At 57.1% G+C, this 23,322-nt stretch carries 21 protein-coding genes; 12 read left to right on the forward strand and 9 right to left on the reverse strand.

All coding sequences use genetic code 11. The features are described from left to right. The first annotated feature begins 10 nt into the window (after nucleotides 1-10). Nucleotides 11-5,752 (forward strand): DUF11 domain-containing protein, encoded by a 5,742-nt coding sequence (locus BFV97_RS00840; protein ID WP_069298425.1) that lies wholly within the window; start codon nucleotides 11-13, stop codon nucleotides 5,750-5,752. Nucleotides 5,753-5,862: 110 nt separating this feature from the next. Here the strand turns inward: BFV97_RS00840 and BFV97_RS00845 are convergent, their stop codons facing one another. Beyond that, nucleotides 5,863-6,474 carry a response regulator gene (locus tag BFV97_RS00845; RefSeq protein WP_069299013.1) on the reverse strand — a complete coding sequence of 204 codons (612 nt, stop codon included), beginning with the start codon at nucleotides 6,472-6,474 and terminating at the stop codon, nucleotides 5,863-5,865. A gap of 415 nt (nucleotides 6,475-6,889) precedes the next feature. Here BFV97_RS00845 and BFV97_RS00850 point away from each other — a divergent pair, with 415 nt between their 5' ends. Further along, nucleotides 6,890-7,507, forward strand: a complete 618-nt coding sequence (locus BFV97_RS00850; protein WP_083225440.1) for an Hpt domain-containing protein — start codon at nucleotides 6,890-6,892, stop codon at nucleotides 7,505-7,507. Nucleotides 7,508-7,534: 27 nt separating this feature from the next. Here BFV97_RS00850 and BFV97_RS00855 read toward each other — a convergent pair whose 3' ends face one another. From BFV97_RS00855 to BFV97_RS00865, 3 genes are all read right to left on the reverse strand, one after another. After that, entirely contained in the window at nucleotides 7,535-8,119 is a 585-nt protein-coding gene (locus BFV97_RS00855) for a lytic transglycosylase domain-containing protein (RefSeq protein ID WP_245667513.1), read from the reverse strand. 196 nt (nucleotides 8,120-8,315) lie between these two features. Next, on the reverse strand, nucleotides 8,316-10,832 hold the full coding sequence (locus BFV97_RS00860) for an ABC transporter permease (RefSeq protein ID WP_069298428.1): 2,517 nt from the start codon (nucleotides 10,830-10,832) through the stop codon (nucleotides 8,316-8,318). Further along, nucleotides 10,829-11,527: an ABC transporter ATP-binding protein gene (locus tag BFV97_RS00865; RefSeq protein ID WP_069298429.1), complete on the reverse strand. Its 699-nt coding sequence runs from the start codon at nucleotides 11,525-11,527 to the stop codon at nucleotides 10,829-10,831. The genes BFV97_RS00860 and BFV97_RS00865 overlap by 4 nt, the downstream gene beginning before the upstream one ends. On the opposite strand from BFV97_RS00865, the gene BFV97_RS00870 reads away from it, so the two are divergent. Together BFV97_RS00870 and BFV97_RS00875 are read left to right on the forward strand one after the other, a co-directional pair. Continuing rightward, nucleotides 11,526-12,209 carry an arylesterase gene (locus tag BFV97_RS00870; protein ID WP_172827893.1) on the forward strand — a complete coding sequence of 228 codons (684 nt, stop codon included), beginning with the start codon at nucleotides 11,526-11,528 and terminating at the stop codon, nucleotides 12,207-12,209. The two genes, BFV97_RS00865 and BFV97_RS00870, sit on opposite strands and share 2 nt — an antisense overlap. 105 nt (nucleotides 12,210-12,314) lie before the next feature. After that, complete coding sequence (locus BFV97_RS00875; protein WP_069298430.1) at nucleotides 12,315-12,749, forward strand: phasin family protein; 435 nt, start codon at nucleotides 12,315-12,317, stop codon at nucleotides 12,747-12,749. A gap of 22 nt (nucleotides 12,750-12,771) precedes the next feature. Here BFV97_RS00875 and BFV97_RS00880 read toward each other — a convergent pair whose 3' ends face one another. Then, entirely contained in the window at nucleotides 12,772-13,272 is a 501-nt protein-coding gene (locus BFV97_RS00880) for a MarR family winged helix-turn-helix transcriptional regulator (protein WP_069298431.1), read from the reverse strand. A 263-nt stretch (nucleotides 13,273-13,535) separates the two neighbouring features. Between BFV97_RS00880 and ectA the strand changes: the two genes are divergently transcribed. The 4 genes from ectA (at nucleotide 13,536) to BFV97_RS00900 (ending at nucleotide 17,385) form a co-directional block, all read left to right on the forward strand. Beyond that, entirely contained in the window at nucleotides 13,536-14,066 is a 531-nt protein-coding gene (gene ectA, locus BFV97_RS00885) for a diaminobutyrate acetyltransferase (RefSeq protein WP_069299015.1), read from the forward strand. A gap of 47 nt (nucleotides 14,067-14,113) precedes the next feature. Further along, nucleotides 14,114-15,412: a diaminobutyrate--2-oxoglutarate transaminase gene (gene ectB / locus BFV97_RS00890; protein ID WP_069298432.1), complete on the forward strand. Its 1,299-nt coding sequence runs from the start codon at nucleotides 14,114-14,116 to the stop codon at nucleotides 15,410-15,412. 5 nt (nucleotides 15,413-15,417) lie between these two features. Then, nucleotides 15,418-15,801 (forward strand): ectoine synthase, encoded by a 384-nt coding sequence (locus tag BFV97_RS00895; RefSeq protein WP_069298433.1) that lies wholly within the window; start codon nucleotides 15,418-15,420, stop codon nucleotides 15,799-15,801. Nucleotides 15,802-15,927: 126 nt separating this feature from the next. Next, entirely contained in the window at nucleotides 15,928-17,385 is a 1,458-nt protein-coding gene (locus BFV97_RS00900; RefSeq protein ID WP_069298434.1) for an aspartate kinase, read from the forward strand. Between the two features lie 62 nt (nucleotides 17,386-17,447). Here BFV97_RS00900 and modC read toward each other — a convergent pair whose 3' ends face one another. From modC to BFV97_RS00920, 4 genes are all read right to left on the reverse strand, one after another. Continuing rightward, nucleotides 17,448-18,542 carry a molybdenum ABC transporter ATP-binding protein gene (gene modC / locus BFV97_RS00905; RefSeq protein WP_069298435.1) on the reverse strand — a complete coding sequence of 365 codons (1,095 nt, stop codon included), beginning with the start codon at nucleotides 18,540-18,542 and terminating at the stop codon, nucleotides 17,448-17,450. Beyond that, on the reverse strand, nucleotides 18,539-19,231 hold the full coding sequence (modB, locus tag BFV97_RS00910; protein ID WP_069298436.1) for a molybdate ABC transporter permease subunit: 693 nt from the start codon (nucleotides 19,229-19,231) through the stop codon (nucleotides 18,539-18,541). The genes modC and modB overlap by 4 nt, the downstream gene beginning before the upstream one ends. A 9-nt stretch (nucleotides 19,232-19,240) precedes the next feature. Beyond that, the gene (gene modA / locus BFV97_RS00915) at nucleotides 19,241-20,026 is read right to left on the reverse strand and encodes a molybdate ABC transporter substrate-binding protein (protein ID WP_069298437.1); all 786 of its coding nucleotides are present in this window, start codon (nucleotides 20,024-20,026) and stop codon (nucleotides 19,241-19,243) included. Nucleotides 20,027-20,094: 68 nt separating this feature from the next. Continuing rightward, entirely contained in the window at nucleotides 20,095-20,565 is a 471-nt protein-coding gene (locus BFV97_RS00920) for a winged helix-turn-helix domain-containing protein (protein ID WP_342672131.1), read from the reverse strand. A gap of 87 nt (nucleotides 20,566-20,652) precedes the next feature. Here BFV97_RS00920 and BFV97_RS00925 point away from each other — a divergent pair, with 87 nt between their 5' ends. The 4 genes from BFV97_RS00925 to lptB are packed head-to-tail and all read left to right on the forward strand — an operon-like array spanning nucleotide 20,653 to nucleotide 23,166. Then, nucleotides 20,653-21,264 (forward strand): ribonuclease D, encoded by a 612-nt coding sequence (locus BFV97_RS00925; RefSeq protein ID WP_069298438.1) that lies wholly within the window; start codon nucleotides 20,653-20,655, stop codon nucleotides 21,262-21,264. Nucleotides 21,265-21,266: 2 nt separating this feature from the next. Next, entirely contained in the window at nucleotides 21,267-21,908 is a 642-nt protein-coding gene (gene lptC, locus BFV97_RS00930) for an LPS export ABC transporter periplasmic protein LptC (RefSeq protein WP_157888248.1), read from the forward strand. 14 nt (nucleotides 21,909-21,922) lie between these two features. Then, nucleotides 21,923-22,417, forward strand: coding sequence for an LptA/OstA family protein (locus BFV97_RS00935; protein WP_069298440.1), 495 nt, complete (start codon nucleotides 21,923-21,925; stop codon nucleotides 22,415-22,417). Continuing rightward, nucleotides 22,414-23,166 carry an LPS export ABC transporter ATP-binding protein gene (lptB, locus tag BFV97_RS00940; protein ID WP_069298441.1) on the forward strand — a complete coding sequence of 251 codons (753 nt, stop codon included), beginning with the start codon at nucleotides 22,414-22,416 and terminating at the stop codon, nucleotides 23,164-23,166. Before BFV97_RS00935 ends, lptB begins: the two co-directional genes overlap by 4 nt. The last annotated feature ends 156 nt before the right edge of the window (nucleotides 23,167-23,322 follow it).

Here is a 23,322-nt window from a genome sequence, read left to right on the forward strand (position 1 = left end):
GGTTTATAAAATGCTCTGCTCGGCATTCAAAAAAATCACAAAATCCTGTCGCGCACTGATCCTGGGAACCGCCCTCGGTCTAAGCGTCTCCGGCCCCGCAGTCTCCGAGATTGCGCCTGGCGGAAGCATCATCAGGAACATCGCCTCAGCCACTTATTTTCACCGTGGTCTGGGTATCAGCGAAACCGTCCGATCCAACCCTGTAGAGGCTCTCGTCCGTGAGGTGCCTGCATTGGAAATCACCGGCCTGACCGATTTGCGGCTGTCGCGCGGTGCATTTGCAGAACACGCCTATGAAATTACCAACACCGGCAATGTCGATCTGGTCTACAGCGCCTGGATCAAGAACGCCGAAAAAACACTGATGCTGACAGACACAGGTCTGTTTATCGACGCAAATGGAAATGGCGTTATCGACGCCGGAGAGCGCGAGATCCTCAAAGGCGACACCCTGCCCATTGCGACATCGGAAACTGTTAAACTCATCTACCGCTTCCGGGTTTCGGCTACGGCCAGGCTCGATGACAGCGAAGTCTCCAGCCTCCGGATTAGCGCAGCTTCTGCCAGCTCGGGAGAATCCGTGAAGGCCGAGGGCGAAGCACTGGGTAAGGTGATCATTGTCGATCAGGCCCTGCAACTGCGCAAAAAGCTGGCGCGGCGTGATGCGCCCGAAGGCGAAATCGCCACCTTCACGCTGGCCTTACGCAACAACGCTGAATCTATCGTCACCGCCTATAGTGCGCTGGACGGGCAAAGCATCTTTCTGGACGGTGTTTCCTTTCGTGGCATCGTTCTGCGGGACGCCATCCCCCTGAACACGACCCTTCTCTCTGCAACGCCCGCAGGAAAAATGGTGGTCGGCTATCATCTGCGCGGTCAGGGCAAACACAGCTACCAGACCGGCATGCCGGAAGATCTCTCCACAGTTGACGCAGTCGCATTCCTCCATGACGGGGACTATGGCATCGGGCATTCGACAGACGTCAGTTTTGATGTACTGATCTCTGATCATCTGGGGCCTGTGTCAGTCGAAAACACCGCTTTAACCTATATGGTAGTCGATGGCGTACCGACCGAAATCCCGTCCAACACCGTTTCGTTCGACCGCGTGAGCGATGTCACCTCCACGCTGGAGTTCATCGACCCTGACACAGACACCCCTGCGAAAACGTCTGATCTGGATCGTGATACGCGTCTGATGCTGACATCCGGTGCCTGTAACACATCCGCGACAGTGGATGTTGTGACCATCGAAGTCACGAGCACCATCACCAACGATATGGAAACTGTAACCGCCACTGAAACGGGCGCCAACACCGGTATCTTCACAACCACTTTGCTGCCCATCGCACAGATGTCCTTTCCGAAGTCCGGCGATGGCGTGATCGCCTCTGCCCCCGGTGACAATCTGCAAGCCCGTGCCGAATGTCGTGAGCAGACTGTATTCGATACGCTGCTGGTGCGTCCGGGATCTTATGTCTTCAACAGCCTGACCAATGAAACTATTTCCAATGCCACCGTCCAGCTGCTGAACCGCGCTGGCAAAGTTGTGGCAGAGGCTATCAGCGACTCCAGCGGTTTCTTCGCGCTCGGAGATATTTCCAAAGGCCGCTACACGACCCGCGTTCTGCCGCCTGCGGATTTCGCATTCGCTTCAAAGCGCACCGATTTCCGCGGCTACGCGCGCAATGTGGATGCCAAAGCCTCTTACGGCACGCGGTTCAGACATGGTGGCGGGCCCGTCTTTCCAATGGACATTCCGCTCGACCCTTTCTATGGCGTTCCGCTTTCGATCGAAAAATCTGCAAATAAGAGACAGGCACAGACCGGCGATTTCGTGACCTATACGGTACGGGCGCAGAACGGGATGAACCAAGCGCTGACACAGGCTATTGTGGTTGACGCCCTGCCCCGTGGCGCAGTCTATGTGGAAGGCACAGCGCTGGTAGATGGGGTGGCCATTGACCAACCGACTGTTGAAGCCACCGGCGCGCATCGCTTTTCGCTGGGTACAATCCCACCGCTTGAGACTGTAGGACTGACATATGTGCTGCGGTTCACCCCCTCGGCCCGTTCTGGCGACCGTGTGAACAGCGCCTATCTCATCGGCCAGCAAGCCGGTTCCGGCGAACCCCGCCGGTCCAACACGGCACAGGCAACCGTGGCGCTTGATACCTCCAATGGGGTGTTCTCCCGTAAAGCTACGATCATCGGTTCGGTCTTCATGGATTGTAACGGCAACGGAGTGCGCGATTCCGCTGACGAACTTGGCGTCGCTGGCGTTCGGATCATCACACAGGAAGGGTTGATGGTTGTCACCGATGCGGACGGCAAATACAGCTTGTTTGGTCTGCGACCGGTATCCCATGTGCTCGCACTGCAAAACAGCACCTTGCCCGACAACAGCAAACCCGTTGTGTCCCGCGTGGCCGACATGGGGCAGGCTGGCTCGCGCCTCGTCGCCTTGAAACGGGGCGAGATCCGCTCCGAAGATTTCCCGCTGGAAGCCTGCACTGCTGACGTGATGGACGAAGTTTCGGCCCGCCGCGACACCCTGCGCAATACGGACTCCGAAGGGCTGCGCAGCTTTACCGAACTGCCGGTGGACATCAGCAGCAACACCCCGCAATCCGTTCGCAGTGAGGCCGGACTCGCCACATCTACGCAAATTGTCGGCGGCATAAGAATTGAAGATTCGGCCCTTGCCCCCGCCGGTGAGGACGAGGCTCTTAGTGAAACAAAAAAGACACTGGAAGACGTGATCAAATCCCTGTCTCCTGCAATTGGTTTCATGGGGCTATCGGATCAGGAGCGGCTGACCCGTCGCACCCTGTCCTTGCGTGTGAAAGGTCCGGCCGATCTTGGTCTCGACCTGATCGTAAACGGTCAGAAAATCGGCAGTAGCCGTATCGGAGAGCGCAGCACCTGGGCCGGTGGCAATGTGCAGGCCATCGAATATGTGGCTGTTAAACTGGTCTCCGGTGAAAACCTGCTGCAACTGATTGGTAAGGATCCCTTCGGCAATATCCGCAAGTCCGCAGAAATCCGCGTTTTCGCGCCGGGCAATGCCGAAAAAATCAAACTCCTTGGCCCTAAAGCGGCGTCAGCCTCCCCAACGGAGCGGGTAAAATTCACAGTCCAAATCCTCGACATGAAAGGCGAACCTGTGAAAGCAGCCACGGTGGTGACGCTGAACGCACGGCGCGGCATCTGGGACGTAAAAGACATTCGCGCCAATCAACCCGGTGTGCAAATCTATGTGGATAGCGGCATTGCGGAAATAAATCTGATCCCACCCCAATCGGCCGGACCGGATCTGCTGAGCGCGCAAAGCGGCACCCTTGGACGGGCCGAAGCCTCCATCCTGTTTTCCCCCAATCTGGATGAACGCATTTTGGTTGGTGTTCTGGAAGGAACAATTTCCGACCAGTCCGGTGCGCAGCTTCTTAACAAAGGAGAATTTAGCGCCTTTGAAGACACAAACACCGGATTGCGTGGAGAGATTTTCCTTAAAGGACGCGTTGGTCGGGAAACCCTGATGACCCTGCGCTACAGCAGCGACAGCGATGAAGACGACCGCCTGTTTCGCGACATCAACACTGACGAAAGCTATCCGGTTTACGGAGATGAATCCGAACGGGGCTATGACGGTCAGTCCTCCAGTGACCTCTATGTTAGCTTTGAGCGGGGCGCGTCCTCTGTGGTGTACGGTGACATCGCCATCGAGCCGGGCGCCTCTGCTTTTGAGCTGGGTGGTTTTCGCACCGTGACAACCGGCGTAAAGGCCAGTTGGCAGGGCGAACGCACACGGGTAACGGCCTTTGCCGCCCGGACATCGCAGGAAATTCGCACGCTCGAAATCGCAGGGCGCGGCGTTTCCGGCCCTTACGACGTCGATCTCACCGGTTATCAGGAAGGGTCCGATCAGGTCGATGTGATTGTGCGGGATCGTGACACAGGCGTAATCCTGTCAGAGACACGCCTGCGCCGCATGTCCGATTATCTGCTGGATTTCTTTCTTAATACCATCGTCTTTGACACCCCGCTGCGGCAGGCCGATGCGCTGGGCAATCCGGTATCCTTTCGGATCACCTACAATGTCGAAGGCAGCGGCGGCGAAAAATACTGGCTTTACGGTGTCGAAGCAATTTCCGAGCTGAACGACCGACTGGCCATCGGCGCTCGCGCAATCCATTCTGACGGTGCGGCTGGTACTGAGGAGCGGTATAAAATCTACTCCGCCTTCTTGCAGAACAAGATCAGCGACAAAGCCACATTTGAGGCAGAAGTGGCTCAGGCAGAAGACGGGTTTGGACGGCGGGGATATGCCGGGCGCATTGCCTATGACTATGTCTCCGATGACACACGATTCCGGTTTGAAGCGGCCCGCACCAGTTTGAAATTTGCGCCCCTCGGCTCAAACGTTCGCGCTGGCATGGCACAGATCTCTCTTGATTATGAAAAGCGCCTGAGCGACAGCAGAACTCTGGTTGCATCCGCAGACTACCAATCAGATTTTTCAACGAAACAGGAAACACTCGGCGCCGAAATTCTGGTGCGCGGTGTGGTTGATGAAACACTGACACGCGCCTCCGGCTTCCGCATGGTTGTGGAAAAGTCGCCGGCTGACAAAAGAAGCACCACCTACTTCAAGGATGAGGCAGTCTGGCGTCCGGTTTCTACACCCGGCATGGTGTTGAAATTTGTGAACGAAGTGCCTCTCACAGGCGAGGATCAGGGTAAATTTATCGTCGCGGCCGATTATCGTGTGCGTGACGATCTGCGGGTCTTTGGTGAATTCGAACTGTCTTACGGTGATCTGGGCGACAAGCTGACCCGCGCCCATATCGGTGTTGAATACCGTGTAAACCACTGGCTGGATGGGCGTACCGAAGTGACTGCAAATCCCGGCGATCTCGGGGACGACCTTCTGGTTCAAGGTTTCTCTACACGGCTTGAGCTGAATGAGCGTACGTCGGTCGATATGTCGCTTGAACACTCTTTGAACCTGTCAGATCCTGACTCCGGTTTGACAAGCATCGCCCTTGGCGGCTCTTGGGAATCCCGTGACGGCAACTGGGTCGCAGAGGCTAATCTGGATCAGACATTTGAGAAGACGGGCAACACATTTTATGCGGATGTCGGTCTGGCAGGCGAAATCAGCCCGGGCGTGACTCTTCTCGCACGGGGTCGTCATGCCCGCGACGGGCGGGCCGGCCAAAATGCAAGAATCCGCGAGCGTCTGCGCGTCGGTGCGGCTTACCGTCCGCTGGATGATGCGCGATTTAAAGCTCTCGGGTGGTACGAATACAAACGGGATCGCGACATCAACGAAGAAACGCAACATTTGTGGTCGCTTGCCGGCACTTGGGATATGCAACCTGATCTGCGCGTAAACGGCAAATATGCCGGTCAGTATTCCAACCTGAGCGCCCCTCTCGGCGGGATCGAAACAGCGAGCTTGACGCAACTTCTGCAAGCTGGCGTGACATGGGACGCTTTGCCCGAAAAGTTGGAGCTAACCGGAAACGTCTATCACATGTGGGATGATGACGGATTTGCGGCGCAGGCCTACGGGATCGAGGCGGGATATGTGTTTGCAAAAGGGGCGATGCTGTCGGTCGGGTACAACCATGCCACCGAACAACTTCCGTTCCAGAGCCGTCATTTTCAGAAAGGTTTATATTTGCGACTGCGTCTAAAACTGACGGAGAACCTGTGGGATCAGTTGGATAATTTCCTGTCCCAATGAACGAGCGCAGTCTGGAAAAGCGGGAGCATGACGCAATTTCTGGCCTGAACTCTAAAGGCGGCACCCATCGGTGCCGCCTTTTCTATTAATAAAACGTGACCTTCCGTCCTTTAAATAAATCCGGCATCTCGCGCAATCATGGCTGCATGAGTCCGGTTGCGGGCGTTCAGTTTTATGCTAAGCGTTTTCAGATGGAGCTTGACCGTAACCTCCTGAAGATCGAGTTCGCGGGCAATTTCTTTATTGGCCAGTCCCTTGGACAATCCGGTTAGAACTTCCTTCTCTCTTGTGGAAAGGAGCGTATCAAATTCGTGGTCATTTTCGGTACGGTTTGCCATAAAACTGACCGGCGCGAATGTCTCACCTTCAGCCATGAAGCGGACAGCGTTAAGGAGCGATCTCGCTGACATGGTTTTGGGTAAAAAACCGGCGGACCCCGCATCCAGAGCGGCCTCCGCGATAGACGCCGTGGCGGTGCCGGATATAATTCCGACCGGTTTCTGGCAATTCGCTTCCAGCGCCTTGGTCAGTCCGGACAGGCCGTTCATTCCCGGCATGTCGAAATCCAGAAGCACCAGATCGAAGGGGCCATCAGAGCTGATTAAGGTCAAAGCTTCATGAAGGTTGGCAGAGCGTGACACCTCAATATCAGCTTCAGACTGGATGTAGGATGCAATCGTATCACGAACCAGATCGTGGTCATCTGCTATCAGTATTTTCATCTGTCCCATCCCATTTTGCACGTGCTGTCTGCAACCTTGCCTTTTGCAGCGCACCGATTCTCCTACGATCTGCGCTTTGACAATTTGCCGGTTACAGCGGTGCGCGTTTCACCTTGTTCGACACGAACCGCGATGCGATTTCAGCGTCTTGCAAAGAGTGTTGTATCCACGAAAAGGTTAACAATTCTTTCAGATTTCCAGACCAATTTGATCTTTCTGAATTTTTCCAGAACGACGTGGACTGTCTTGAGATGTTTATTTAGCCCACCCGCGCGGTCGTTATGACTTTTTTAATTTTTCTGCGGAATAACACGTTGCGGGATGGAATCCCTGTAATGGCGTTAGGCGCCGGAAAATCGAGAACAGAAAATTGTGGCGGGTCGCTTTATTCATCTCGTGCACAACAAGTTTATCAATGCGAAACCGTGAAAAGGTGGTGCCAGCTCTGGAAAAACAACGACAGATTAAACAGATTTTGACTGAACGTTTTGAGCGGAAAACTGGCAGGCCACGACCGCTGGAGCCAACTTCGCGAGACTTACTTGCGCATCGCCATTTAGTAATTCGAAGCAAGGGTTTGCAATTTACGACGGCCCGGACAAGCAACCTGATGGATAATCACGATCCGGTCAGCGGGGTATTCCATTGTAAAATAAATGCAGCCCCCGCAGGTGAGAGTCAGCGAAGACCTCCCCTGCTGTGTCAAATTCAGCTGAGCGAACTCAAGCATGTTTTCGGGGCGGAAGGGTTGTCTGAACGGTTGGAGTCATTTCTGGCTGAGGGGGACAGGATAACGGAAACCATCGCTCATCTGACCGCAAGACGCCAGTTTTCGACACTTCAGGCGGCAGCGCATAAATTCGGCGGATCCTGCGCCTTATTTGGTGCAAAGGATTTGCTGGAGTCCCTGACCCAATTAGAATTGGCCTGCACGAGAAACGAAGGCGCAAAGGTTAACCGGCACGTAATTCACACGCAAAGCCGATGGTTACACACGAAAGACGCGATGCAGGCTTTACCTTACTTTCGATAATCCATGCATTTTTACCTGAAGCCCGGTCTAACCCCCAAGGATTTTTCGGACGTAATTCTGGGTCTCTTTATAAGGTGGAATACCGTTGTATTTCTTCACGGCACCCGGACCGGCGTTATAGGCCGCCAAAGCGAGTCGCCAGCTTCCAAAACGCTTGAACTGTTCGCTGAGATAGCGTGCACCGCCTTCAAGGTTTGCATGCGGGTCGTTCGGGTTCACGCCCAACTCTTTCGCGGTTCCCGGCATAAGTTGGGCCAGACCAATCGCACCTACCGGCGAGCGTGCGTTCTTGTTCCATGCGGATTCCTGCTGGATCAGACGCAAAAACAGGCTTTCGGGAACGTTATGCCGACGGGCCGCTGCCTTTGCCGAGGACAGATAGGTGGCCATATGACGCCCCCCGAGCCGACCTTTGGTTGACACAACAATGTCTTGCACAACAGGGGCCTTTTGAACCTCTGCATCCGGCTTGAGAATACCGCGCCGTTGCAGCACATCAATCTGGGATTGGTAGATCGCATATCGTGCCTTGCTTAGCCCGAAGGTATCTTGCGCAACAGCCGGTGCCGGTGCCATCAGGGCGAGGCAAATTCCAAAGTGTATCCGTTTCAAGGCAAATTCTCCAATTTCGTCTCTGAGGTATATTTACCAGAGACGGACTGAAAAAATTCTTTTGAAACGGATAGTTAACGTGGAAAAAGGGTAGGCATACTATCCAAACGTATTGCGGCCTTAGCCAAAGAAACAGGGGATTGCCGCCAAGGTCACAGCGAGCGCTGCCGTGTTTGCCGCGACAGGCCCGTGTTGCCTACTCCCGCGCACGCAGGATTCGCGAGGGCGAGGCGGTAAGCGGACGCAAGGCAAAGACCAGCCCCGCCAACAAAGAGGCAAGCACGCCCCCCGTAATGATCAATATGGCGTTGCCCCAGATCACTTTGAAATCGCTTTCCATGACGAAAGTCATCACAGCCCAGCCCCCCAGGAGTCCGGCGACCAGTGCTATCACCCCTGCCCCCAATCCCAGCAGCGCGGCTCGCAGGGCAAAACTGCCCAAGATCTGCGCCCGCGATGCGCCCAGCGTCTTAAGAACAGCCGCTTCATAGGCCCGCGCTTTTTCACCGGCGGCCGCCGCGCCGATCAGCACCAGAAAGCCCGTAACCAGCGTCATGACTGCGCCGTAACGGGTGGCCGCCGCAATGCCGCCCACCAGCTCCACAACCCGCGCCACTGCATCGCGGATTCGGATCGCGGTGATATTGGGGTAGGCCGTGGCGAGATCCCGCAGGATCGCGGCTTCGGCGTCTTCTTCGGCATAGACAGTGGAAATCCAGCTGTGAGGCGCACCGGCCAGCGTGTTTGCGTCCAGCGTCATCACAAAACCGATTCCGGCGTCATCCCAGCTTACATCGCGAAGGCTGGTGATCTCGGCTGTGATGTCACGCCCAAGGATGTTTACCGTAACCTCATCGCCCAGCCCCAGCCCGATCTCTGCCGCTTCCTCTGCCGCAAAGCTCATCTGTGGCGGTCCGGTGTAATCTTCGGGCCACCATGCGCCCTCGGTCAGGGTCGTGCCGTCGGGTTGCGCGCCTGCATAGGTCAGCCCGCGATCCCCGCGAATAACCCAGTGGCCACCGGCGACCTCTTCGGCCGGCTGCCCGTTAATAAGGGTAATTACACCGCGCATCATCGGGGCGCTTTCGACGTTATTCACCTTCGGGTCCTCTGCAAGACGCGCACGAAAACCGTCAATCTGGTCGGGCTGGATGTCCACGAAAAAATAGCTCGGTGCGATTTCGGGCAGCTCGCTGGCGAAAGCATTTCGCAGGTTGCCGTCGATCTCTCCGACAGCAGCCAGAACGCTTAGCCCGAGACCAAGCGAGAGAACCACCGAGGTGGATTCACCGCCCTTGGCACCAATCGCCCCAAGCGCAAGCCGCAGTCCGGTGCGCCCCCGTGCAGCGCGGCGCATCCGGCGCGCCAGTGTCCGAATACCCCAAGCCGCCAGCAGCAACAGGACCAAGGCCGCCGCAATGCCTCCGGCAGTCCAGAGTGTCAGGAAAACCGTGCCGGAGAACCAGACCGCAAGGGCCAGCAGCAGGCCAACCAGTGCCACCATCACCACCAGATATATGGGTGCCGGAAGGGTATTCGAGCCGGTAAATGCATCGCGAAACAGGGTCGCTGCGCGAATGTCACCGGATTTCGCCAGAGGCCAGAGCGTGAAGATCAGCGCAGTTAAAACCCCGTAAACCGCAGCTTCGATCAGGGGCTTCGGATAGATTGCAAATTCTGCAGGGATCGGCAGTTGCGCTTCGATCAAAGGGGCGAGCAAGACCGGAAGGCTGCCCCCGATCAAAAGGCCCAGCGCCACACCAAGTAGGGTCAGAACGCCAATTTGCAGAAAATACGTCAGAAAAATCGTGCGCCGTGTGGCGCCAAGGGTCTTGAGCGTGGCAATCACGCCGGTTTTTCCGGCAAGATAGGCCCGAACCGCCGAGGAAATCCCAACACCGCCAACGGCCAATCCCGACAGGCCAACCAGAACCAGAAACGCGCCGATCCGCTCTACAAAACGCTGTACGCCCCCGGCCCCCTGTCGGCTGTCCCGCCAGCGCAGACCCTTGTCGCGGAACAGGGTTTCAGCCTCTTCCTTCAGGGATTGCAGCGCGGCACCGTCTGGCAGGTCCAGACGGTATTCGGTAGAATAAAGCGATCCTTCGGCCAGCAAGCCAGAGCCTTCCAATGCAGCGGTCCGCACAATCGTACGCGGTCCGAGCCCGAACCCGCCCGAAGCATTATCCGGATAGCGCAGCAGCAGGGCGCTGAGGGTGAAATCCCGCTCCCCCAGCCGAAAACCATCCCCCACGGTCAGGCCCAACCTGTCCGCAAGCACCCGTTCCATCACCGCCCCTTGCCCCGCCAAAGCCTGCTCCAGCGGCATATCGGGTTCAAGTTGCACACCACCAATCAAGGGATATGCACCATCCACAGCGCGGATCTGGGTCAGCCCCCGTTCAGAACCGTTCGGGGTGTCCACCACCACCATTGAGCGGAAATCCACGGTTTCGGACATCCGTTCGGAAATTCGCGCCATCCAGTCCAATTCTTCCGCGCTGGCATAACGGTACGTGACCTGAACTTCGGCATCACCGCCCAGCAGGGCTGCGCCGTCCCGTTTCAAACCGGCCTCAATTCCCGAACGCACGGTGCCAACGGCAGCGATGGCTGCAACGCCCAGCGCAAGACAGGCCAGAAACACCCGAAAGCCGTGCAAACCGCCGCGCAACTCCCGCTGTGCGAAACGGGACGCAATCCGCAGGCTCATTGTGCGGCCCCGGCGCTTGGCTGTGCCGTGTCAATCCGGCCATCGCGCAGGCGTACCACCCGATCGCAACGTGTCACCAGTTCATTGGCATGTGTCACCATGATCAGGGTCGCGCCGTGACGGTCCCGCAGGCTGAACAGCAGGTCCATAATCGCCGCGCCGTTGGTTTCATCCAGATTTCCCGTCGGCTCGTCCGCCAGCAAAATGCGGGGGCGGGTTGCACTGGCACGGGCCAGCGCCACGCGCTGTTGTTCGCCGCCGGACATCTGGCTCGGATAATGGTCCACCCGCGCCGCCAGACCGACCGCCTGCAGTTCGGCCTCTGCACGCGCAAAAGCGTCCTTCACGCCGGACAGCTCCAGCGGGGTCGCGACATTTTCCAGCGCGGTCATTGTCGGTATCAGGTGGAAAGATTGAAAGACCACCCCCATATTATCCCTGCGAAAGCGCGCGAGCTGGTCCTCGTTCATCGCCGTCAGATCCTGCCCGAGCGCCGTGATCTTGCCGGAGGTGGCCTGTTCCAACCCGCCCATCAGCATAAGGAGCGATGATTTGCCTGACCCACTTGGCCCGACAAGGCCCAATGTTTCCCCGGCCGCCACATCAAGAGAGATGTCGTGCAGGATGTCCACCGGCCCTGCGTTGCCCTCCAGAGACAGATGGGCACGGCTGAGGGAGAGGACAGGATCGTTCATGGCGCGGGTCTTTCGTAAGAGGTCTCGCTATGGATATGGTGTTCCGCAGGTGCTGCGCAACACTGCATTGGTGCTGATCCTGTCTACAGGTGCGCTACACGCCCAACAAAAGACCATTCTCGCGCTGGGGGACAGCCTGACCGCAGGCTACGGTTTGCCACGGGAACAGGGATTTGTGCCACAACTGGCCAACTGGTTCGGGCAGCAGGGCGTTGACGTAAAATTGATCAACGCCGGCGTCTCCGGCAGTACCACAGCGGGGGGATTGTCCCGTGTGGGGTGGTCCTTATCGGGCGACGTGGACGGTATGATTGTGGCTCTTGGCGGAAATGACTATCTGCGCGGCATTGATCCGCAAACCAGTCGGGAAAATCTGGACCGTATTCTGTCAAAAGGACAGGAGGCCGGTATCCCGATGCTGCTGGTCGGGATCATCGCCGGAGGTAACTTTGGCGCAGACTACCAGCGACAGTTCAACCAGATGTATGTGGATCTCGCCGCGAAATACGACATTCCGCTGTTCACGGATTTTTACAAAGGACTGAAGGAAGCCGCCAAAACCCAAAGCGGCATGGCGCGCTACATGCAGGGCGATGGCATCCACCCCAATGAACGCGGTGTCGCGGCGATCGTCCCGTCTATCGGGCCGGTGGTTTTGCAACTGGTTCAGGCCAAAAACTGAGCAATTTAGCCGGGTTGCAAGAGACTCCTTGTCTAAATCAGCATCCCGCCGCTACAGTAGTAAAAGGGGGCTGGCACTCCGGCTCCTGACAAAAGGAGGTATATTATGCCAAAGAAAGAAGACAAAAACCCGTTCATTGATATGTTTCAGGATTTCGGGAAATCCATGCAGATCCCGGCGCCGGACGTCAGTTCCATGATGGACTACCACCGACGCAATTTTCAGGCCCTTCAATCGGCCGCGCAGACCAGCAACAGCAGTGCCCAGACAGTTGCCCAGAAACAGCGCGAAGCCCTTGAAAAGACTCTGGCCGACATTTCCGAGACCTTCAAGAAAACCTCCGGTGAGACCGACCCTTCGGCCGTGATGACCTCGCAGATGGAACTGGCCAAGCGGACTTTTGATGCGACTGTTACCACAACGACGGAAATGGCCGATATTGTCCGTCAGGGCAACGAAGAGGCGATGGAAGTGATCAAAAACCGCGTGATGCAAAGCGTGGATGAACTCTCGGGCAAGTCGGGAACGAAAAAGAAATAGACCCGATCACCGCAAAATAATGTCACTTGCCGCCGGGTTTCTCCGGCGGATGTGACCGCTGGATTTCACCGACATCCAGCACCGGCGCGGCATCCAGCGCAGAGGCGTTCAACATGGACGCGACCCGTTCCAGCGCCGCAACGATCATTGCCTGCTCCCAGTCTTCCAGCGCCTCAAACTCCGTCACGTATTTCTGCTGCAACGGGTCCGGTGCGCCTTCGACCGCCTCACGACCCTTGTCTGTCAGTACGATATTGGTCTGGCGCCGGTCCACATCGGAACGTTGCCGCTCTATCATGGATTTCGCCGCCAGTCGGTCCAGCAGTGTCGAAATCGTCGCCGGACTGACCCCCATCTGAACCGAAATCTGTTTCGGCGTCACGCTGCCCGCCCCGAGCACGATCTGCAACACCCGCACCTGCACCGGCGTCAGCCCCGCAGTCTGTGCCAGTGCCCGTCCGTAAAGTTCTGTTGCACGCAGAATACGACGCAGGGCGATCAGGGATGTATCGGTTCTGTCCACGAAGAGTCCTATCAGAGAAGTCACAAGAGATTATCGCGTTTGAGTCGCCTCTGCAAGCTGGCTAGGTAGTTAGCATAACAAAATATAATCTTCACAATCTGTGCAAATATTGGGCAAAATACCCTGTACTTCGGCATAACTTATTGAAACTACACCCTATAATCAGGGTCAGAATTAATTACCTTTCCTAATTGATTTTAAAAATAAGGTTCGTATAACTAACGATCAAAATGAAGTAGTTGCAGAGGTATACCGTGGTAGACATTCATCCGTTCAAATCGCGTCGTAATGACGTTAAGTTCCGCAAACCCGAGCCCGAAGACGGCGCGGCGATCTGGAACCTGATCGGGGCGTGCAAGCCGCTGGACGAGAATTCCATGTATTGCAACCTGATCCAGTGCGACCATTTCCGCGATACCTGTATTCTGGCTGAATTGGACGGCGTTCCGGTAGGCTGGATTTCCGGTTACGTGCTGCCCAAAGATCCCGAATCCTTTTTCGTCTGGCAGGTTGCCGTATCTGAAAAAGCCCGCGGTCTGGGCCTTGCCAAGCGCATGTTGAAACGCCTGCTCTCGCGCGAGGAATGCAAGGATGTCATCCGGATGCAGACCACGATTACCAAAGACAACGACGCAAGCTGGGCGCTGTTCCGCAGCTTTGCCGATGCACAAGATGCCGAACTGGACCACGAGGCCCATTTCGAAAAAGAGACCCATTTTCAGGGCGAACATGACACCGAGCATATGGTGACAATCAAACTGCCCGAATCCGGAGCGATGGGTGCTGCGGCGTAACGCGCCGCCCCTGATCCGGACTGACTCCAACACAAAAGGAAACTGCTATGACGACTGATACTTCAGCCGACACAACCATCTTTGAACGCCGCGAATCCCAGGTGCGCAGCTACTGCCGCGCCTTTGACACGGTGTTCACCACTGCCTCCGGTTCCACGCTGACCGATGCGAAGGGCAATAACTACACCGACTTCCTGTCCGGGTGTTCTTCCCTGAACTACGGTCACAATGATGCGGATATGAAAGCCGCACTGGTAGATCACATCACAAGCGATGGCATTGCCCATGCGCTGGATATGTATACTGCCCCGAAAGCTGCGTTTCTGGAGACATTTGAACGCCTGATCCTGACCCCTCGTGGCATGGACCACAAGGTGATGATGACAGGTCCAACCGGCGCCAACGCTGTTGAGGCCGCAATCAAACTGGCCCGTAAGGTGACAGGCCGCACCAACGTGATTTCTTTCACCAACGGTTTTCACGGCATGACCCTTGGCGCGTTGTCCCTGACGGGCAACTCCGGCAAACGGGGTGGTGCGGGCGTACCGCTGAACGGCGTGACCCACCTGCCGTTTGAAGGCTCCCTTGGTGATGACGTGGACACGCTGGCGATGATTGAAACCATGCTGACCAACGACAGCAGCGGTATTGATGCTCCGGCGGCGATCATCCTCGAACTGGTACAGGGCGAGGGCGGCTTGAACGCGGCCTCCCGCACTTGGGTCGAAGGCATCGCGCGTCTGGCAAAATCCGTTGGCGCAAAGCTGATCGTGGATGACATTCAGGCCGGTATTGGCCGCACAGGGGATTTCTTCAGCTTTGATGAAATGGACATTGAGCCGGATATGGTCACACTGGCCAAATCGCTTTCCGGTTTCGGGCTGCCTTTTGCCATGACGCTGATCAAGCCGGAACTGGATATCTGGAAGCCAGCCGAACATAACGGCACATTCCGGGGCAACACCCATGCCTTTGTCACCGCCAAGGTTGCGCTGGAAAAATTCTGGGCAGACGACACGTTCAAAAAGGATGTGGCGGCCAAAGCGGAAATTCTGGAAGGCCACCTGCAAATCATCGCGGATATGATTCCGGGTGCACGCCTGAAGGGTCGTGGCATGATGCAGGGTGTGGACGTCACCAATGGCGAACTGGCAGCGGCGATCTGCGCGCAAGCCTTCGCCCAAGGGCTGGTGATCGAAACCTCCGGCGCACAGGATGAGGTGGTCAAAGTGCTTGCGCCGCTGACAACGCCAGTAGATCAATTCACCCAAGGGCTCGAAACCCTCGTTGAAGCGGCACGCAGCTGTCTCAACGCGACCACACAAACAAAAATCGCTGCGGAGTAAATAGAATGATCGTACGTGACCTGAACGACCTGAAAAACACCGACAAAGAAGTCAAAGACGCACAGTGGACCTCAACCCGTCTGCTGCTGGCCGATGATGGAATGGGGTTTTCCTTCCACATCACCAATCTTGAGGCAGGTTCGGAACATACGTTCCACTACAAGAACCACTTTGAGAGCGTCTATTGCATGTCCGGCAAAGGCTCTATCACCGATCTGGCCACTGGCGAGACCCATGAAATCCGTCCCGGTGTGATGTATGCGCTGAACCTGCATGACAAACACACCCTGCGCGCGGAAGAAGAACTGGTGATGGCCTGCTGCTTTAACCCGCCGGTAACTGGCACCGAAGTCCACCGCGAGGATGGCTCTTACGCCCCTGCGGATTAAGACGCGGCCCCTAAAGGCCAGAAACGCCCCCAGTGACAGCCGCACAGCGGTACGGCTGTTACTGTCATTGCGGCGGTATTTCCACTCAGACTTGAAGGCGTTCCCGTCAAAACGGGGGCGAAAAATATGATTAAACACGCTCATACCGTAGAGAAAATCGGCGGCACTTCCATGTCCCGCTCTGCTGAACTGCTCGATACTTTATTCCTTAAAGGCGGTGAAAACCCCTACAACCGCATCTTTGTGGTTTCGGCCTATGGCGGGATTACCAATCTGCTGCTGGAACACAAAAAAACCGGCGAACCGGGGGTTTATGCACGTTTTGCCAATGACAGCAGCGATCTGGGCTGGTCTGATTCCCTGAACCGCGTGATGGACGCCATGAACGCCGCCCACCGCAAAGTGCTGGACGCCGCTGCCGATATACGTGAGGCGGATGATTTCGTGCGCGAACGGATTGAGGGCGCGCGTTCCTGTCTAATCGACCTGCAACGCCTGTCTTCTTACGGGCATTTCCGGCTTAGCCGTCACATGGGCATCACCCGCGAACTGCTCTCCGGTCTGGGTGAGAGCCACTCAGCCTTTGTCACCACCCTGCTGTTGCGCCGTGCCGGTGTAAACGCCCGTTTCGTGGATCTTGGCGGTTGGCGCGATGAACGGGAAGTCACGCTGGAGGAACGCATTGCCGAAGGGATGAAGGATGTGGATGTCAGCAGCGAACTGCCTATCGTCACAGGCTATGCACAATGTTCCGAAGGTTTGATGTCCCTGTATGACCGTGGCTATTCCGAAGTCACTTTCAGCCGTATCGCCGCCCAAACCGGCGCGGATGAGGCGATTATCCATAAGGAGTTCCACCTGTCCTCTGCCGATCCGAACCTTGTCGGTCTGGAAAATGTGCGCAAGCTTGGTCACACCAACTATGACGTGGCGGACCAGCTTTCGAATATGGGGATGGAAGCGATCCACCCTTCGGCGGCAAAAACACTGCGCCAGTCCTCTATCCCGCTGCGTGTGACCAATGCGTTTGATCCGGGCGATCCGGGTACGCTGATTGACGATTCAGACGCAGAGACGCCGCAGGTGGAAATCGTCACCGCGCTGGATGTTTTTGCGCTGGAAGTGTTCGAACAGGATATGGTCGGGGTCAAAGGCTATGACGCGACGATCCTTCAGGCGCTGACCCGTCACAAGGTCAGCATCGTGGCGAAATCCTCTAACGCCAATGCGATCACCCATTACGTGGACTCTTCGCTGAAGCATGTGAAGCGGGTCGAAAGCGATCTGGTGGCGGAATATCCGACCGCCTCTATAACCGCCCGCAGCCTGTCGGTTGTTGCCGCCATCGGCCGCGATCTTGGCGGGCTTGGCGCACTCTCCAAAGGACTCGCCGCGCTGGATGACGCCGGAATTATCCCGATTGCCGTGCAGCAAAGTCCGCGCAATGTGGATATCCAGATCGTCACCCTGCGCGAAGATGCCGACGCCGCCGTCAGTGTCTTGCACAAATGCCTGATCGAAGGTGAGGTGAAGGCCAAGCCCGAACAGACCAAGGCCAAAAGCGAACCGCGACTGGTAGCCTGATATAAGAAAGGCGCAGCATCACCCGCTGCGCCTTTTGCTTCTTTAAGGGTCTTTTATTGGCTCTAAACCCCGGAAATCCCGATGTCATCGCGCGCTATGGCGACGGATTTGGTGATGGCGTAACAGGTCATTTCCACGCGCAGGCCCAGCGCGTCACGGGACCGTCGGGTGATACGGGCCAGCACCGTCTGCCCGTCCACATCGACCGAGACCATAACCCCCGGTCCATCCCCTTCGCGCACCTCGGCAACCCTGCCTTTTAGAATATTAAGCGCAGAGATATGATCCGGCTTGCGGGTCGCCAGAACCACATCCTGCGCTGCAATCCTGACCCTGATCCGCGTGCCGGCAGCGGCATTGATCAGCGGCAGGTAGAGCCGCCCCGCCCCGATTGCCAGCTCGCTCAGCCCGTCATCGTGATGGGCCACCACCTGTGCCGTCAACAAGGCCCCCGCACGGCGCACGCCAAGGGGAAAAGGAATAGCCGGATCGCCCAGCACCTCTGACGCGGGGCCGCTGCGCAACAATTTACCGTCATTCAGAACCACGATCGTCGTCGCCAGCCGCGCAATTTCCGCGACTGTGTGACTGACATAGATCATCGGGATCGCAGTCTCGTCCCGCAGCCGTTCCAGATAGGGCAGGATTTCCAGCTTTCGCGCCTCGTCCAATGCGGCAAGAGGTTCGTCCATCAGCAACAGATCGGGCGCAGACAATAGCGCCCGTCCAATCGCCACACGCTGTTTTTCGCCCCCTGACAAGGCGGCGGGGCGGCGCTCCAGCAGGGGGGCAATCCCCAGCAGATCGACCACATGATTAAACGATGCAGCGCCCTGCCTGCGCTTGGCAAACCACGCCCCGTACCGCAGGTTCTGATGCACGCTCAGATGGGGAAACAGCCGCCCTTCCTGAAAAACATAGCCGATGCGCCGTTTGGCGGGCGGCACCCAGACACCTGTGGCGCTGTCAAACAGGGTCTTGCCGTTCACTGTGACCTGCCCTGCCGTGGGGCGCAGCAATCCGGCGATGGTCTGCACGACGGTGGTTTTTCCCGAACCGGAGCGCCCGAACAGTGCCGTAACACCTGCAGGCGCGTCAAAACCTACATCAAGATCAAAGCCGGAAAAGCGGTGTTTCACGGTGACAGAAAGCGTCATGTGCCCCGTACCTTTCTGGCGACCCGCGCCGCCAGTAGCTCTGACAGGATCAATGCAGACAGGGCCACGATCAGCGAGATAACCACCAGCCGCAAGGCAGAGCTTTCGCCCCCTGGCACCTGCAAGAACCCATAGATCGCAGTTGGCAGGGTCTGGGTTTGGCCGGGGATGTTAGAGACAAAGGTGATCGTCGCGCCAAATTCCCCCATCGCCTTGGCAAAGCCGAGAATCGTGCCGACAATCACACCGGGCAGGATCAGGGGCAGGGTCACAGTCACAAATATCCACAGCGGCGATGCTCCGAGTGTCGCCGCCGCCTGCTCCAGTTTCGGATCAACCGCATCCAGCGAGAGGCGGATCGCCCGCACCATCAGGGGAAATCCCATCACCGCCGCCGCCAGCGCCGCCCCCGTCCAGCGGAAGGCAAATACAATGCCAAAGTCTTGGAGAAACCCGCCAAGCGGTGCTTGTGTGCCAAAGCTTAGCAACAGCAGATAACCCGTCACCACGGGGGGCAGGATCAAGGGCAGATGCACCAGACCGTTCAGCGCCTGCTTGCCCCAGAACTGCCAGCGGGACAGGGCATAGGCGATAAAGATGCCAAAGGGCAGACTACACAGCGTCGCCCAGAGAGACACCCGCAGCGACAGGGCAACCGCGTCCCACTCCTGCGGGCTTAACCAGTCCATCGGGCGATCCTAGCGTCCAAGTGTCTCAAACCCCTGTTGTTCAAAAACCGCTTGCGCCGGGGGGCTTTGCAGATAGGTCAGGAATTCGGCGGCCAAATCCTCCTTGCCGCCCTTGATCGCCGCAGCGGGGTAGCGGATCGGCGCTTGGTTGTCGCGCGGGAAACGGGTCACGACAGAAACCCTGCTTTCCGCCACCGCATCAGAGGCATAGACGATCCCGAAAGGGGCCTCTCCGGTGGCAACAAAGGCCAGCGCGGCCCGCACGTTGTCCGCCTGCACCACCTGTTTTTCAACCTGCTGCCACAGGTTCAGATGCTCCAGCGCGGCCTTGCCGTAGATGCCCGCAGGCACAGCATCAACCAAGGCCATCGCCAGATGACCGGTGCCAAGCGTTTCCGCCAGCGTGTTAAGCGGAACCTCGGGCGCATGGTCCCCGTGTGCCACCAGAACCAGCGTGTTGCCCAGCAGATCAACCCGTGACCCTGTCGCCACCAGTGCGCGTGTTTCCAGCCGGTCCATCCAGTCTGTATTGGCCGAGATAAACACATCCGCAGGTGCGCCCTGTTCGATCTGTCGGGCCAGCGTAGAACTCCCCGCCAGAGCAACGCTTGCGGTGTGGCCAGTCTCTGCCCGCCAGTTCTGCGCCAGCACATCCATCGCATTTTTCAGACTGGCCGCGGCAAACACCGTCAACGTGTCCGCCGTGCTGCGCAGAGGTGCGAACACCACGGCGAGACCAAGGGCAACACAAGCCATCCGTCTGAAAAATCCGTGCAGGCTCCGGCTACGGGGCATTTGCTTATCCTTGCCTAGCGATAGGTACAGCGGGAAATATCGCACGGGGCTGGTGGCTTTGACAATCGTTACTTCCCACCGGACACATCGACACGCAACCCTGACAGAAACGCCAGTTCTTTTGCAGCCTCTGCACTCAGTCTTTGCTCCATACCACGATAGGCTGTCAGAACCTTCTGGCCTGTCGCAGTCAGATGCGCCCCGCCGCCCTGACTGCCGCCACGGGAACTCTCTACCAAAGGGTCTTGAAAAGCTGTGTTCATTTCCTCAACCAGCATCCACGCACGTTTATAGCTCATCTTCATGGCCCGCCCTGCCGCAGCAATAGAACCGTGCTCGGCAATCAGCCCCAGCAAATCCGCCTTGCCCGGGCCAAGTCGCACGCCATCATCAAACACCACCCGCAGCCGCAAATTGGCTTCGGATCTCGGGGCGTTCGCGGGCGGAGTCACAGGATCAGTCATAACCGGATCATCCCGCACCCTGTGCCCGGCGGCAAGGCCAATCACCGCTTGCCCCACTCTCAGGGCGATAAGCATCTTCCCGCCAACCGACTTTAACCTTTGTGGATTACCACTATTATCTGTATTGGGCGTCATGCTCTGCAAATCAGATAAGGGAAGCCTATGACAAACTACCTGCACCAAGGCGATTTGCCCGACGATCTGGATCTGGGTCCGATTGTGGCAATCGACAGCGAAACGATGGGGTTGATCCCCAACCGCGACCGGCTGTGTCTGGTGCAGCTTTCTTCGGGGGACGGCAACGCCCATCTGGTGCAGATTGCACAGGACCAGAGCGAAGCGCCCAATCTTTGCCGGATGCTGGCAAACCCCGAACAGTTGAAACTGTTCCACTTTGGCCGCTTTGACATTGCTGTAATGGAAAACCGTTTCGGCGTGCGGACCTCGCCTGTCTATTGCACCAAAATCGCATCAAAACTGGTACGCACCTATACAGACCGTCACGGGCTGAAAAACCTGACGCAGGAATTGCTGGGTGTGGATATTTCCAAACAGCAGCAAAGTTCCGACTGGGGCGCGGCGGATCTGACCAAGGCGCAACTGGATTATGCGGCGTCAGATGTGCTTTATCTGCACCGGCTGAAAGAGGAACTGGATAAACGTCTGGCCCGTGAAGGCCGTACCGAAATTGCGAAAGCCTGCTTCGACTTCCTCCCCCACCGCGGTGCGCTGGACCTGATGGGCTGGCCTGACACCGACATCTTCGCGCATTAACCTTGGACAGTCAGGAACCCATCGTCGGAGTAGCAGAGCGTGACGGATACTCGCGCCTTGTCAGAGTGCTGAAATGGGCCTTCCCCATTCTGGCGCTTCTGCTGATGGCGAGTATCTTTGTGCTCTCCAACACCAGCAAGCTGCGCGAAGGCCTGATTATCGCAGATGCCACGCTGGCGGAACTGGCGGTGGGGCAGAAGATCACCAATCCGCATTTTTCCGGCGTGACAAAATCCGGCGATGCGTTTTCCATTTCGGCGGAATGGGCCTTGCCTGACGGGGTAAAGCCGCAGCATGTGGAACTGAACCAGCCCCGCGCCACCATCAGCTTCAAGAACGGCAACACCATGCGCACCAACGCGGGCGCCGGTGCGCTGGACCTTGTGTCATCCACGGCGGCCCTGACGGAAAATGTCGATCTGCACACGACAAACGGTTACACGGCCACCAGCAGTAATCTGGAAGTCAACTTTGAGACAGGCAATATCACCAGCAACGGGCCTGTCCATGCTGAGGGGCCCATCGGCTCTATTGAGTCCGGTGCAATGGAACTGCGGCAGGATCTGGACGTTAATCCGGCCGGACAAGCGGTTCTTATGTTTAACAACGGCGTTAAGCTGATATACAAACCGAAGAAAAAATAGGATCGGGGGGAATTATGCGCCATATTACCAGATGTCTTTTGACAGTGATCCTGATTGCCTCTGCCAGCCTGACACAGGCCCAAGGCACCGGCATCGCGCTAAGCCCGATGGAAGTTGACGGTAATCAACCCGTCGAAGTCACCTCTGACAGCCTGACTGTAGAACAGGGATCCAACTCTGCCACGTTTGAAGGCAACGCCCGTGTGGTGCAGGGAAACCTGATCTTTTCCGCCAATCAGATACGCGTCTATTACAACGCCGCCCAAAGCGCGATAGACCGGATTGAGGCCACAACAAACGTCATGTTTACCAACGGATCTGAAATTGCCGAAGCCCAGAGCGGCACCTATGTCGTCGGCAGCGGAACCGTGAACCTTGCTGGTGATGTGGTACTGGTGCAGGGGGTTAATGCGATTTCGGGCGATGCGCTCTCGCTTGATCTGAACAGCAATCGGGGCACCATGAACGGCAATGTAAAAACAGTATTTGTCCCCAAGACCGATCAATGACCCAATCCAAACCTTCCGATCCCCAGTCCACCGGCCTATCGGTTGTCGGGCTGAGCAAAGCCTTCAAAAAGCGCAAGGTACTGACAGATGTCTCCATGCGCCTGAACCGCGGAGAAGTGGTGGCGCTGCTTGGTCCGAACGGGGCGGGCAAGACCACCAGCTTTTATTCCATCGCCGGTCTGATCGCAGCGGACACCGGCACTGTTACCATCGACGGGCGCGATGTGACCAACCTGCCAATGTATCGCCGCGCGCGGTTGGGTCTTGGCTATCTGCCACAGGAAGCCAGCATTTTTCGCGGCATGAATGTCGAACAGAACATCGGGTCCGTCGTAGAGTTGTGGGAACCGGAGAAATCCAAACGGCGCGCGCGCACCGAACAGTTGATGGAGGAGTTTTCCGTCACCCGCCTGCGGGACAGTCCGGCAGTGGCCCTTTCAGGGGGGGAGCGTCGCCGCGTTGAGATTGCCCGCTGTCTTGCAGGAAACCCGAACTATGTGCTGCTTGATGAGCCTTTCGCCGGTGTAGACCCGATAGCCGTGGGCGATATTCGCAGCCTTGTGGCGCAATTGAAGGACCGCGACATCGGGGTGTTAATCACCGACCACAACGTGCGCGAAACGCTCGAGATCATCGACCGTGCCTATATTCTTTATAATGGCACCGTCCTGATGTCCGGTACGCCGGAAGAAGTGGTGCGCAATGACGACGTGCGCCGCGTCTATCTTGGCGAAGAGTTCCGCATCTGACGGGCTGCAAACTGCCGGTCATTCCGGCTATCGCAAATTTGTGACGTATAAAAGTTGCCAGATGAAGAAGTTGGCACTAACATTATTACTATGATCGTCCCTTTAATTCTGGCGCATATTCCTCAGTACCGCAGCTTTGCCGCAGTCTGACCCGTT

The sequence above is a fragment of the Neptunicoccus sediminis genome (assembly GCF_001719615.1).
GTDB lineage: Bacteria > Pseudomonadota > Alphaproteobacteria > Rhodobacterales > Rhodobacteraceae > Amylibacter > Amylibacter sediminis.

Bases quoted from the DNA above. Each gene is read 5' to 3' on its own strand.
- BFV97_RS00900 (WP_069298434.1), top strand. From the start codon at position 15,928: ATGATTAAACACGCTCATACCGTAGAGAAAATCGGCGGCACTTCCATG.
- lptB (WP_069298441.1), top strand. From the start codon at position 22,414: ATGACCCAATCCAAACCTTCCGATCCCCAGTCCACCGGCCTATCGGTT.
- ectB (WP_069298432.1), top strand. From the start codon at position 14,114: ATGACGACTGATACTTCAGCCGACACAACCATCTTTGAACGCCGCGAA.
- BFV97_RS00920 (WP_342672131.1), bottom strand. From the start codon at position 20,565: ATGCTTATCGCCCTGAGAGTGGGGCAAGCGGTGATTGGCCTTGCCGCC.
- modA (WP_069298437.1), bottom strand. From the start codon at position 20,026: ATGCCCCGTAGCCGGAGCCTGCACGGATTTTTCAGACGGATGGCTTGT.
- BFV97_RS00925 (WP_069298438.1), top strand. From the start codon at position 20,653: ATGACAAACTACCTGCACCAAGGCGATTTGCCCGACGATCTGGATCTG.
- BFV97_RS00935 (WP_069298440.1), top strand. From the start codon at position 21,923: ATGCGCCATATTACCAGATGTCTTTTGACAGTGATCCTGATTGCCTCT.
- BFV97_RS00860 (WP_069298428.1), bottom strand. From the start codon at position 10,832: ATGAGCCTGCGGATTGCGTCCCGTTTCGCACAGCGGGAGTTGCGCGGC.
- BFV97_RS00875 (WP_069298430.1), top strand. From the start codon at position 12,315: ATGCCAAAGAAAGAAGACAAAAACCCGTTCATTGATATGTTTCAGGAT.
- BFV97_RS00865 (WP_069298429.1), bottom strand. From the start codon at position 11,527: ATGAACGATCCTGTCCTCTCCCTCAGCCGTGCCCATCTGTCTCTGGAG.
- BFV97_RS00840 (WP_069298425.1), top strand. From the start codon at position 11: ATGCTCTGCTCGGCATTCAAAAAAATCACAAAATCCTGTCGCGCACTG.
- BFV97_RS00895 (WP_069298433.1), top strand. From the start codon at position 15,418: ATGATCGTACGTGACCTGAACGACCTGAAAAACACCGACAAAGAAGTC.
- modB (WP_069298436.1), bottom strand. From the start codon at position 19,231: ATGGACTGGTTAAGCCCGCAGGAGTGGGACGCGGTTGCCCTGTCGCTG.
- BFV97_RS00845 (WP_069299013.1), bottom strand. From the start codon at position 6,474: ATGAAAATACTGATAGCAGATGACCACGATCTGGTTCGTGATACGATT.
- BFV97_RS00850 (WP_083225440.1), top strand. From the start codon at position 6,890: ATGCGAAACCGTGAAAAGGTGGTGCCAGCTCTGGAAAAACAACGACAG.
- modC (WP_069298435.1), bottom strand. From the start codon at position 18,542: ATGACGCTTTCTGTCACCGTGAAACACCGCTTTTCCGGCTTTGATCTT.
- BFV97_RS00870 (WP_172827893.1), top strand. From the start codon at position 11,526: ATGGCGCGGGTCTTTCGTAAGAGGTCTCGCTATGGATATGGTGTTCCG.